The organism is Streptomyces sp. NPDC036822 (assembly GCF_055609145.1).
This window is the reverse complement of sequence record NZ_JBVJPY010000010.1, coordinates 125856-137561: the sequence shown is the minus strand read 5'-3', so window position 1 is coordinate 137561 and position 11706 is coordinate 125856. Positions and strand designations below refer to the sequence as shown.

8 protein-coding genes, 1 tRNA gene and 1 pseudogene are annotated in these 11706 nt (G+C 74.4%); 9 read left to right on the top strand and 1 reads right to left on the bottom strand.

The window, feature by feature from the left end:
• Positions 1–20: 20 nt before the first annotated feature.
• From ACZ68P_RS22990 to ACZ68P_RS22965, 6 genes and pseudogenes are all read left to right on the top strand, one after another.
• Positions 21–1367 carry an ROK family transcriptional regulator gene (locus ACZ68P_RS22990; protein WP_471009228.1) on the top strand — a complete coding sequence of 449 codons (1347 nt, stop codon included), beginning with the start codon at positions 21–23 and terminating at the stop codon, positions 1365–1367.
• Between the two features lie 124 nt (positions 1368–1491).
• Positions 1492–2784 carry a hypothetical protein gene (locus ACZ68P_RS22985; protein WP_471009033.1) on the top strand — a complete coding sequence of 431 codons (1293 nt, stop codon included), beginning with the start codon at positions 1492–1494 and terminating at the stop codon, positions 2782–2784.
• 144 nt (positions 2785–2928) lie between these two features.
• Positions 2929–4143: pseudogene (locus ACZ68P_RS22980) on the top strand (alkaline phosphatase family protein); the annotation flags it as partial.
• A gap of 81 nt (positions 4144–4224) precedes the next feature.
• The gene (locus ACZ68P_RS22975) at positions 4225–5004 is read left to right on the top strand and encodes an HAD-IIA family hydrolase (protein ID WP_365715308.1); all 780 of its coding nucleotides are present in this window, start codon (positions 4225–4227) and stop codon (positions 5002–5004) included.
• 115 nt (positions 5005–5119) lie between these two features.
• Entirely contained in the window at positions 5120–5809 is a 690-nt protein-coding gene (locus tag ACZ68P_RS22970) for a hypothetical protein (RefSeq protein WP_471009030.1), read from the top strand.
• A gap of 10 nt (positions 5810–5819) precedes the next feature.
• Positions 5820–6491, top strand: a complete 672-nt coding sequence (locus ACZ68P_RS22965; RefSeq protein ID WP_471009027.1) for a class F sortase — start codon at positions 5820–5822, stop codon at positions 6489–6491.
• A gap of 66 nt (positions 6492–6557) precedes the next feature.
• Here the strand turns inward: ACZ68P_RS22965 and ACZ68P_RS22960 are convergent.
• Positions 6558–6631 (bottom strand) — tRNA-Lys (locus tag ACZ68P_RS22960).
• 183 nt (positions 6632–6814) lie between these two features.
• Between ACZ68P_RS22960 and ACZ68P_RS22955 the strand changes: the two genes are divergently transcribed.
• The 3 genes from ACZ68P_RS22955 (at position 6815) to ACZ68P_RS22945 (ending at position 11685) form a co-directional block, all read left to right on the top strand.
• Entirely contained in the window at positions 6815–8314 is a 1500-nt protein-coding gene (locus ACZ68P_RS22955; protein WP_471009024.1) for a peptidoglycan-binding protein, read from the top strand.
• 1074 nt (positions 8315–9388) lie between these two features.
• Positions 9389–10939: an SPFH domain-containing protein gene (locus tag ACZ68P_RS22950; RefSeq protein WP_471009022.1), complete on the top strand. Its 1551-nt coding sequence runs from the start codon at positions 9389–9391 to the stop codon at positions 10937–10939.
• A gap of 155 nt (positions 10940–11094) precedes the next feature.
• Positions 11095–11685, top strand: coding sequence for a lytic polysaccharide monooxygenase auxiliary activity family 9 protein (locus tag ACZ68P_RS22945; RefSeq protein WP_471009020.1), 591 nt, complete (start codon positions 11095–11097; stop codon positions 11683–11685).
• Positions 11686–11706: the final 21 nt, after the last annotated feature.

The window sequence follows — 11706 nt, the reverse complement described above, 5'->3', positions numbered from 1 at the left end:
TGGAGAGGGAGAACGAGCACGTGGACCAGTGGGAGAGCAGAGGCCGGGACGCGGCGACGGCCGGCGTGAACCTGCCGGCACTGCGCAGCCACAACGCGGCGCTGGTGCTCGATCTGCTGCGCACGGCGGGGGAGGACGGGATCAGCCGGCTGGAGCTGGCCGAACGGACCGGACTCACCCCGCAGGCGGTCAGCAAGATCACGGGGCGGCTGCGGGGGGAAGGGCTGGCGCGGGAGGCCGGCCACCGCGCCTCGACCGGCGGGAAGCCCCGTACGGTGCTGTGCCTGGTGCCGTCGGCGGCGTACGCGATCGGCGTCCACCTCGACCGCGACGAGATCACGGCGGTCCTCCTCGACCTCGCGGGCACCCGCGTCGCGACCCGGCACGCGCCCCTCGACCTGGGGGCGGGCGCGGACGCGGTCCTCGACGCGATCGAACGGGAGGTCTCGGCCCTGCGCTCACCCGTCACGGGGGCGGAGGACCGGGGGGCGGCGGACGGCACGAAGTGGGGAGGCACGGCGTCGGACGGGTGGCCGCCGGGCAGTACGGCGGCGGGCGGAGGGCCGTCGGTGCCTGGCCTGGCGGCCGGCCGTCGGCCGGCTTCCGGTACGTCCGCCACGGCGGCGGACCGTCGGCCGGCCCCCGCCGCGGCGGCCGGTCACCCTCCGGCTCCCCGCGCCGCGGCGGACCGCCGGCCGGGCCCCCGGACGGAGGCGGGCGGCGTGGTGCCGCCTGCCGTCGTCGGGGTCGGCGTGGCCATGCCCGGGCCGCTCGACCACCTCGCCGGGGTGCCCGGGCGGGTCACCGGCTTCCCGGAGTGGGACGGCTACCCCCTGCGGGACGAGCTGGCCCGGCGGCTCGGGATGCCCGTCGAACTCGACAAGGACACCAACGCCGCCGCCCTCGGCCTCGCCCTGCGCTCGCCCGCCGCCGACTCCTTCGCCTACGTCCACCTCGGTACGGGACTCGGCGCCGGCCTCGTCCTAGGGGGCCGGCTGCTGCGCGGGGCCCGCACCGGAGCCGGGGAGTTCGGGCACCAGACCGTGCGGCTCGACGGGCCCCCGTGCGACTGCGGCGGGCACGGCTGCCTGGAGGTCCTGTGCCTGGCGGCCGTCGCCCGGGGCGACCTCGCCGAAGCCGCGCGGGTCCTCGGGACGGGCGCGGCGAACCTCGTCCGGCTGCTCGACATCGACCGCGTCCTCCTCGGCGGCCGGTCCGTCCTCACGGCCCCCGCCGCGTTCGCCGACGGGGCGCACCGGGTGCTCGCCGGCCTCGGCCTCCCCGTCCCGGTCTCCGTCGCCGGGACCCCGCACACGGTCGCCGAGGGCGCGGCCCAGCTCATCCTCTCCGCACTCTTCGGAAAATAGGCTGATCGGGCGGATTGCATCGTTCGTACGGGGGTGCCCCTCGCGCCGCTCCCCGGCCCCGGCGGCCCCGCATGGCAACGTCGCGGCCGTCCCGTACGCCCGTGAGCAGCAAAGGCACCCGCCCATGCGACTGCGCAACGCCCTCGCCCTCGGTGTGACGGCGGCGACGACCGGCACCGCCGTGCTCGCGCTCACCGCCGGACCCGCCCCCGCGGCCGCGCCCGCCTCCCTCTCCGCGGAGCCCGGCCCGGGCGCGGAGGCCGACCCCGGCGCCGGCCCCGGCGTGCGTCCGGACGCCGGTCCGCGGCCCCCCGCACGGCTCGGCGCCGACTCCGGCCCCTGGCTGCTCTCCGGCTCCGACTCCGGTCCCGGGCTGCTCTCCGGCACCGGCTCCGGACTCCTCCCAGGAACCGGAACCGGCACTGGCCCAGGACTCCTCCCCAGCGCCGGCACCGGCACCGGCACCCGGCCCGGCACCGGCATCGCCCCCGACGCCGGTGCCACCCCCGGGCCCGGGCCCGGGGGTGGTTCCGAGCGGCGGGACACGCCGCCGACCTGCGGCAAGGAGTCGGACCCCGACTTCCCCCTCGACACCCGGATCCACGGCGGGCCGGCCGTGTTCGTCCCCGGCCAGGTCCATACGTGGAACCTCGACCTCACCAACACCACGACCGAGTCCTGCCACAGCATCCACCCGGTCCTGGCCCTCACCGACCGCGACCGGACCCTTCAGCCGGCCCAGATCACCCTGGAGTTCCACGACTCGGAGGCCGACCTCTGGCGCCCGGTCCCGTTCGAGGGGACCGACCAGGACGAGAACATCGGCGTCTTCGCCGACTTCTCCGGCTTCTCCGTCCCGGCGGGCCGCACGGTCACCGTGCCGGTCCGGCTCGCCTTCCGCGCCGACACCGCGCCCAACGAGGTCGTGGCCAACGCGGCGGTCGTCCAGCGCAACGGCGACGACGGCGACTGGGTCGGAAGGTCGGACGACTACCGCTTCCGGATCGCCGCCGGCGGCGAGGCGGACAGGGACCCGCAGCCGACGAAGGAGCCGGCGCCGACGAAGGCGCCGGAGGCCCCGGCGGAGCCCAAGGAGCCCGGCACCACGGAGAAGGCGCCGGAACCCCCCTCGGACTCGGTCTCGGACAGTGCGGCCCCGGCCCCCTCCCAGGAGGGCGGCCACCCGACGGCCCGTCCCCTGCCCGAACTGGCCCGGACCGGCGGCGCGTCGGACCGCGCCCTGGCCCTCACCCTCGCCCCCTTCTCCGGCGCCCTGCTCCTCACCGGCGCCGCCCTGACGGTCACGACCCGCCGCCGTACGGGCGTCGATACCCCGCCCACCCCCGCACCCGCCCCCGCGACGGACAACCCGACGGACGCCCCGACCGACAACCCGACCGACAGTCCGGCCGGCTGAGCGCCGACCCGGCCGAGCGCCGGTCCCCGCGGGTCACCCCTCGTACACCCTGCCGTTCACGCGTGTCTGCGACGATCGGCCCGTGGACTACTCGACCGACCCCTCACCCGACTGGGATGCGCCCGTGTTCCGGGATGCCGGAGCAAGCACGGCGTGAGGGACAACACCTTCACCGGCAAGAACTACGGCACGTACCCCGGATTCCTCGCCCGGCTGCACCAGGTCCGCCCCGACCTCTCGCTCTTCGCCGCCGTCGACTGGCCCGAGCTCGACACGCACGGCACGGTCACCCCCGGCGCCGACGCCAAGCTGGTCTACAACAACAACTACGTGGTGAACGACAAGGTCATCACGGACGCCACCGAGGACATCCTCCGCAACCAGAACCCCGACGTCCTCTTCGTCTACTTCGGCGAGACCGACGAGATCGGCCACTCCTACGGCGCCGCGCACAGCAAGTACCTCGACGCCATCGCCGTCCAGGACGGCTACCTCGGCCGCCTGCTGGCCGCGATCAAAGCCCGCCCCTCCTACGCCACCGAGCGCTGGACCGTCATCGTCACCACCGACCACGGCCACGTCGACTCCGGCGGCCACGGCGGCTCCTCCATCGAGGAGCGCCGCACGTTCGTCCTCGCCCAGGGGCCCGGCATCGCCGCGGGCGCCCGCCCGGTCGACACCCGCCTCGTGGACGTCGCCGCCACCGTCTTCCACCAGCTCGGCATCGTCCCCGACCCGTCCTGGGGCCTGGACGGCAAGCCGATCCAGCAGCGCTCCACCGACCCCTTCGACGCGCTGTACGGATCGCTCACCGGCCGCGTCGACGAGACCGGCATCCCCGCCGGCGTCCTCGGGTTCACGCACACCGCGCCCAGCGGCTGGTCCGTCATCAACAACGCCATGGGCACCGGCGGCATGACCGAATGGCGCGGCTGGGCCTTCGCCACCGACGAGTTCTGGTCCCCCGCCCAGCGCGACCAGTCCCGCGAGCTCAACGTCCGCTCCCGGGGGGTCTTCGCGGTCGCGGACTCGGACGAGTGGGCCGACAAGAGCTTCTCCGGTACGTACGACTCGACCCTGGTCACCCCCGCGTACACCGTCCCCGGCGCCTCGAAGGTCACGCTGGACTTCACCACCCTCTACCGCCAGGAGGGCGGCCAGAGCGCCCAGGTCCTCGTCAGCTTCAACGGCGGGACGCCGACCGTCGTCCGGAACTACACCTCCGACGTGATCTCCCAGCCCCAGTCGCTCACGGTGAACGTCCCCGCGGGCGCCTCCAGCGTCGGCTTCCGCTTCCGCTACACCGGGTCCAACAACTGGTACTGGGTGATCGACGGGGTCAAGATCAGGACATCCTGACTAGGCTGGGGGCGTCGCCACAGCGCTGTCGCGGCGCCCCCAGCACACCGCACGAATTTTGTACGGCAGGAGTCCCCGCACATGGCAGAGCGCAAGCCGATCGAATCCTGGCTGACCGACATGGACGGCGTCCTCATCCACGAGGGCGTCCCGATCCCCGGCGCGGACGCCTTCATCAAGAAGCTGCGGGAGACCGGGAAGCCCTTCCTGGTCCTCACGAACAACTCGATCTACACGGCACGCGACCTGCACGCCCGCCTCGCCCGCATGGGCCTGGACGTGCCCGTGGAGAACATCTGGACCTCGGCGCTCGCGACCGCCCGGTTCCTCGACGACCAGCGCCCGGGCGGCACCGCGTACGTGATCGGCGAGGCCGGCCTCACCACGGCGCTGCACGACATCGGCTACGTCCTCACCGACCACGACCCGGACTACGTCGTCCTCGGCGAGACCCGGACGTACTCCTTCGAGGCGATGACCAAGGCGGTCCGCCTGATCAACGCCGGCGCCCGGTTCATCTGCACCAACCCCGACGAGACCGGCCCCTCCCTCGAAGGCCCGCTCCCGGCCACCGGCTCCGTCGCCGCCCTCATCACGAAGGCCACCGGCAAGGACCCGTACTTCGCGGGCAAGCCCAACCCGCTGATGATGCGCACCGGCCTCAACGCCATCGGCGCCCACTCCGAGTCCAGCGCCATGATCGGCGACCGGATGGACACGGACATCCTGGCCGGTCTGGAGGCGGGCATGCAGACCTTCCTGGTGCTCACCGGCCTGACGACCCAGACCGAGGTGGACCGCTACCCCTTCCGGCCGTCCACGATCGTGGACTCGATCGCGGACATCGTGGACCGCGTCTGACTGTCGGGCGACGACGGGTGACGACGGGCGGGGCCTGATCCCACGGACGGGCCCCGTTCGCGCCGCTGCGGATGCGTGACGGCGGGAACGGGGCGACGCTGCCTCTCAGGAGGTCATGATGCGTTCTGGTCCCACTGCCCTGAGTGCCGCGGCGGCGGCTGTCGTACTCGTACTGGCGCCCACCGCCGGCAGCGCGTACGCGCACGACGGAGTGAAGGTCACGGTCACCCCGTCCACCGCCCGGCCCGGCGCCGTAGTCGGCATCCGCGTCCACGGCTGCCACGGCAGGACCGGCACCGCCACGTCCCGGGCGTTCGTCGCCGAAGCCCGCCTGACCGGCTGGGACGGGGGCATCTCGTCGCTCTTCGGCGGCACCGCGGTGCGGCCGGGGCTCGACGCCGGTACGTACGAGGTGAGCGTGGTCTGCGACGGGCACCACCACCGGGACGTCGGGGCGGTCCACGTCCAGCGGCCCCACAAGCCCACGCACCAGCCGACCCACAAGCCCTCGCCACGGCCGACGCATCCGCCCGCGCACCGGCCGACGCACGACCCCGGGGACGAGCCGGTGTACCGGCCGACGCACGCTCACACCCCGGTCGCCCCGGTCCACGCGGGCGGGGGCGGCGCCGTGGCCTTCGCCGCGCCCGCCGCGCCGAGCGTCGCGCAGACCGCGACCGAGAGCGGCCTCGGCACGCCGTACACGCTGATCGGCCTGATCATGGCCGCGGTCGCCGCCGTGGCCGTCGCCTTCCGCAGTGCACGCCGCCGCGGCGACGACGACGCGGCCTCGCGCACGGACTGAGGCGCCGGCCGTGTCCCCCGTCCCCCGGCCGGCCGTCACCGGCCGGGCGCTGACCGGCCTCGCCTGGGCGGTGCTGCTCCTCGCCCTCTCGCTCCGGGACGGCGGGGGCGCCGACGGGCCCGCGGGCGGCTCCCCGCCCGCCCACGGCGACATCGCCGCGGTCGGCCGCCCGCTCGGGCCCGGCCTGTCTCCCGCGCTCGCCCCCTTGCCGCCCGCGACGCCGCACCGGCTCGACATCCCCGCCCTGGGCGTCACCGCCCCGGTCGTGCCGCGTGGCCTGGACCGTACGGGCGCGGTGGCCGCGCCCCCGTACGAGACGGCCCACTCCGTCGGCTGGTTCGAGCGAGGGACGCGACCGGGTGAAAAGGGGCCGGCGCTCCTCGTCGGGCACGTCGACACCGCGACCCGTCCGGCCGTGTTCCACCCACTCGGTTCGGCTCGCCCCGGGACGAAGGTCCGTGTCGGGCGGTCGGACGGCTCGGTCGCCGAGTTCACCGTCGAGGACGTCCGGGTCGTCCCCCGCGACGGCTTCGACGCCCACGAGGTCTACGGCCCGCGGGTGCCCGGCCGGGCCGAACTGCGACTGATCACCTGCGGCGGCGGCTTCGACCGCGCGGCCGGAGCGTACACGGCGAACGTGGTCGTCTCCGCCTACCTCACGGGCGTGACGAACCTGCCCTGAGCCCGGCGGCACCAACGGGAACGACCGAGGCCCCCTCACCATCGGTGAGGGGGCCTCGACTCTGCGTGCGCCGCCAGGGACTCGAACCCCGGACCCGCTGATTAAGAGTCAGCTGCTCTAACCAACTGAGCTAGCGGCGCCTGCTGACCTGCACAACTTTACCCGATGGCCGGGAGTGCTCCTGACCATTCCCGACCGCTTCCCGGCCTGTCGTATCGTGCTTTTTACCTTCGATCCGTCAAAATGCGATATGTCCAGACAGTTGAGACACTGACGCCCGTATCGCAGGCCAAAAGATCTTGACGAGTGTGGAGGGGATGCGCATGAGCGTGCCGGTCTTCGAGGAGTACGAGCCCGCGGCCGACTGTGGCTGCCCTGGCTGCGCCCAGCGGCGGCGCGACCTCGCTCTCGGCCTGCCCGTACGGGTGGGTGGTCATCCGGCGGCCCACGGAGCGCGCCGGGCGCTGGTCCTGGTGACGGCGGCGGGAGTGGTCCTGGGGGGTGGGGGAGTGGGTGCGCTGGCCCGGCCGGCCGGGCCCGCGGGCCCTGCGGACGTGACGGCGGAGGCGGCCGGGGCGACGAGGGCCACGACGGCGACGACGGCGACGAGGGCGACGACGGCGACGACGGCGACGAGGGCGACGGAGGCGACCGAGCAGGTCGCCTCCGCTGCCGTAGGGGGCGCGGGAACCGCCGCGCCGGCCCCCGACACCCCGCAGGGCGGTACCGGACCCTTGCACGGAACCCCCCGGCCCGGAGCCCACGGGCCCGGCCCGCAGCCGTCCCCCGTGTCGACCCCGACGACCAGTCAGGTCACCACCGAGTCCCTGCGGAAGACGACGCGGTCCGAGATCATCAACCGGGCCAAGCGGTGGGTGAACGCGCAGGTGCCGTACTCGATGGAGCGGTACTGGTCGGACGGCTACCGGCAGGACTGCTCGGGCTACATCTCGATGGCGTGGAACCTGCGCGCCAACGAGTGGACCGGCAGCCTCGACCGGTTCGCCGAGCGGATCGACCGCACGGAACTCCAGCCCGGCGACATCCTGCTGTTCCACAACCCCGCCGATCCGGCCAAGGGTTCCCACGTCACGATCTTCGGCGGCTGGACGGACTACACGCACACGTCGTACGTCGCCTACGAGCAGACCAAGCCGCGCACCCGGCAGCAGGCGACACCGCTCGCGTACTGGACCCACTCCGACCGCTATCAGGCCTACCGCTACAAGGCCGTGGTGAGCGCCGGCACCGGATCGGGCGAGGTCGGCGCCGGCGGGGGGCAGGGGACGACGGCGACGCCGTACCCGGGCGGTTCGATGTTCGGTCCCGGCGCCCGCAACGCCTACGTCACCCAGCTCGGGCGGCTGCTCGTCGAGCGCGGCGCCAAGAAGTACTACCGCCAGGGTCCGGGGCCGGCCTGGAGCGACGCGGACCGGCTGGCGACCCAGGCGTTCCAGCGGGCGCAGGGCTGGCAGGGCAAGGAGGCGGACGGGATGCCGGGACCGCACACCTGGCGGCTGCTCGTGACCGGCCAGGGCAAGGACATCGGCGGTTCGGGTGGTTCGGGGGGCTCGAGCGCACATGCGCCGGGGTTCCCCGGGCGTGGCTACTTCCGTACGGGCCAGTCCAACGCATATGTGGAGAAGCTGGGCAAACAACTGGTGAAGCGGGGCTACGGCAAGCACTACCTGTCGGGTCCCGGTCCGCGCTGGTCGGAGGCGGACCGTCGCAATGTCGAGGCGTTCCAGCGGGCACAGGGATGGCGCGGCGGCGCGGCCGACGGCTACCCGGGCCCGGAGACCTGGCGGCGCCTGTTCCGATGAACCCGAGAGCATGAGGTGGACCGAATGACCCGATCGACCCCGAACCCGCTGGGCCCGGCGCCCGACGGCGGCGCGGCGGCCTCGCGCGACGCGGCCCGCACGGCGAGACGCCTGACGGACGAGCTCCGCGCGTGGCGGCCGAAGCGGTCCGCCCCGGCCCCGAAGCCCGAGCCCGCGCCCGAGCCCGAAGGGGAAGAAACCCCCGCTCCCGGCCCGGAAGCGGCCGACACCGTCCCGCGTGCGCACGAAGGGCCTGGACCGGACGCGGCGACGGAGAACGACCCGGCGGTGACGGCCCCGGCCGCGGCACCCGGGGCGAGGAGCGACGAGCCCCTGCCGAAGCCCGACCTGCCGGGACCGGTGAACGTGTCGGAGCCGGTGGACCCCGTGGGCCTGGTCCCTCCGGGTGACGAGGGTGGGGGCGGCCTGCCCGCCGGGGGTACGGGCGGTGGCGCGGCCGGTCTGATTCCGGAGGAGGGCGACGCGTCCCGGGCGACCGGGTCGGCCCCCACACGGACGGGGGCGGACCCGGCGGGCGTGGACCCGCGGCTTCGCGCGGCCCAGGTCAACACGGCACCCCCCGTCAACCCGCCACCGCGCACGGGCCTGAGGCCGTTCACGGACCCGGTCTCGCACGTCTACCTGGTGACCCCCGCGGACCCGGCGCCGCGCACGGACCCGTCGGACGGCGTGGAGCGCACCGGCCCGGCGGGCGCGACGGCTCTCGCGGCTGCGGACTCGAAGGCCGCCGCTCCCGCCCCCGCGGACGCCGACGCCGGCCCTGACGCCGGTGCTCCGGCCGCACAGGCTCCTCGCCCGGGCGGTGACGTGACCGGCCGAGGCCCGGGCGCGGGCGGTGCTCCGGTCGGTCGGGCTCCCCGGGCAGAAGGCGAGCCGGTCGGCCGGGCTTCTGGGGTGGGTGGGGTGCCGGATGGCGTGACCCCCGTGGGCGCGGGCGGTGCTCCGGTCGGTCGGCCTCCTCGGGCAGAAGGCGAGCCGGTAGGCCGGATTCCCGGCGCCGCTCCGGCGTCCGAGGGGGGCGCAGGTCGTCGGGACGGCTCGGGCACCGGTCGTGTGACCGACTCCGGCACCGCTCCCGCGTCCGGCTCGGGCGCCGCGGGCTCCCCGGGTGCCGCCTCCGTCGCTGCCCCGGTGGCGGACGCCGGCGAGGCGGCACCGACGGACGCCGCCTTCCCCTCCCGGGGCGGTACGGCCGCTCCGCAGGCACGCATCAGCACCGCCCTGGCCGCCGGTACCGACGGCAGTTCAGGCGCCGGCTCTCCCTCCTCCGGGGAGAACCCGGCCTCCGTCGGACCCGTGGGACCCGTCGGACGGCGGACCGCGGACTTCGGGCGGATCGCCGCCGCGGGTGTCCGTACGGTCACCGTCCCCGTCGTCGCCGAGGTCACGCCGCCGCGGACCACGCAGGCTCCGCCGCGTACGGGGACGCGGCGCAAGACGGTGATCGGGACCGAGACGACCGGGTCGATCCCCGTGCACCTGCTCTTCCGGGACGAGCCCGAGTCGTCCGGCGGCGGCGCCCGCCGGGAGGACGACGACGGCGGTCCGGCGACCGTCGCGCTCGCGGCCCCGGTGCCCTTCGGGACCTCCACGGCCAGGCCCGGCACGCCCAGGGCCGATGTCCCCCACTCCGGCGTCCTCAAGCCGTCGCTCCCCAGGCACGCCCGGCCGGAGCCCGCGCGTCCCGCCCCCACCGCCGACCCCCAGCTCGTCGAGCGGCCAGGCCGGGCCCTGCCGGGGTGGCTCGGGATCCTCGCCGGCCTGCTGTCGCTCGCCGGCTGCGCGGCCGTCGTCTGGTGGACCGGGGCCCTGCCCGGGTCGCTCGACCGGATGCTCCGCCTGGCCCCGCGTCCGTACGACGGCATCCATCTCGGTGAGTGGGGCCTGCTCGCCCTCGGCGTCCTGGCGACCCTCTTCTCCCTCGGCGGTCTCGGCCGAGGCCGCGTCGGCTACGCCTGGGTCCTGACCCTCTTCGGCGACTACCGGGGCAGTGTCCGCCGTACCGGTCTCGTCTGGATCAGCCCGCTCTTCCTGCGCCGCCGGGTCGACGTCCGCCTCCGCCACTGGCGCAGCGAGCCGCTCCCCGCCGTGGACGCCAAGGGGACCGCCCTCGACGTCGTCGTCCTCGTCGTCTGGCGCGTCCGGGACACCGTCCGCGCCGCGCTCGGTGTCGAGGGCCACGAGGAGTACCTGCGCGAGCAGGTCGAGGCGGCCATGGCCAGGGTCCTGTCCCAGCTTCCCGCCGACGCCTTCCACGAGGACGCCCCGACCCTGCGGGACGCGGAGGCGGTCGGCGAGGCCCTGACCCGGCTGCTGTCCGCGGAGTGCGCGCCGGTCGGCATCGACGTGTTCTCGGCGCAGCCGACCCGCATCGAGTACGCCCCCGAACTCGCGGCGGCGATGCAGCGCCGGCGGATCGCCGCCATCGACGCCAAGCACCGGGACAGCGTGCTCACCGCGGTCGTGGACGCGGTGGACGACGTGGTCCACCGGCTGACCACGCGTGGTCTGGTGGAGCTGGACGACTACGAGCGCAAGGCGCTGGTCAAGGACCTGACGGTGGCGTTCTACACCGGTCGCTCCGCCCCGGGAGACGGTGCGTGACGGGGCTGGACAGAGGCAAGTTCCGTCAATACTTTGGTACTTGGTCTAGACCGGAATAGGTACGACCGCGGAAGTCCCGTGGCGGTACCCGCACGACAGCCGCACGCGTGCAGCACAGCTCATCGAACTCCCCCACGTTCACCAGGAGCGACAGCATGCGCAAAAAGATAGGCGTGGCGGCGGTGGCGCTCGGCGTCGCCGGCGCCTCCCTCTTCGCCACGAGCAGCGCCAGCAGTCATGGCTACACCGACTCCCCGATCAGCAGGCAGAAGCTCTGCGCCAACGGCACCGTGACCAACTGCGGCAACATCCAGTGGGAGCCGCAGTCGGTCGAGGGTCCCAAGGGCTTCCCCGCCGCCGGCCCCGCCGACGGAAGGCTCTGCTCGGCCGGCCTCTCGCAGTTCTCCCAACTGGACGACCCGCGCGGCGGCAACTGGCCCGCCACCCAGGTCACGGCGGGTCAGAGCTACAGCTTCCGCTGGCAGTTCACCGCCCGCCACCGCACCACCGATTTCCGGTACTACATCACCAAGAACGGCTGGGACAGGACCAAGCCGCTCACCCGGGCGGCGCTCGACTCCCAGCCCTTCCTGACCGTCCCGTACAACAGCCAGCAGCCGCCGGCCACGCTCTCGCACTCCGGGACCATCCCGGCGGGCAAGACCGGCAAGCACCTCATCCTGGCGGTCTGGACGGTCGCCGACACCACGAACGCCTTCTACGCCTGCTCGGATGTTCAGTTCTGACAGGTAGTCAGTTATGGTCCG

Excerpts from the sequence above, each read along its gene's own strand:
- ACZ68P_RS22985 (WP_471009033.1), top strand. The coding sequence starts at position 1,492 with ATGCGACTGCGCAACGCCCTCGCCCTCGGTGTGACGGCGGCGACGACC.
- ACZ68P_RS22975 (WP_365715308.1), top strand. The coding sequence starts at position 4,225 with ATGGCAGAGCGCAAGCCGATCGAATCCTGGCTGACCGACATGGACGGC.
- ACZ68P_RS22970 (WP_471009030.1), top strand. The coding sequence starts at position 5,120 with ATGATGCGTTCTGGTCCCACTGCCCTGAGTGCCGCGGCGGCGGCTGTC.
- ACZ68P_RS22955 (WP_471009024.1), top strand. The coding sequence starts at position 6,815 with ATGAGCGTGCCGGTCTTCGAGGAGTACGAGCCCGCGGCCGACTGTGGC.
- ACZ68P_RS22945 (WP_471009020.1), top strand. The coding sequence starts at position 11,095 with ATGCGCAAAAAGATAGGCGTGGCGGCGGTGGCGCTCGGCGTCGCCGGC.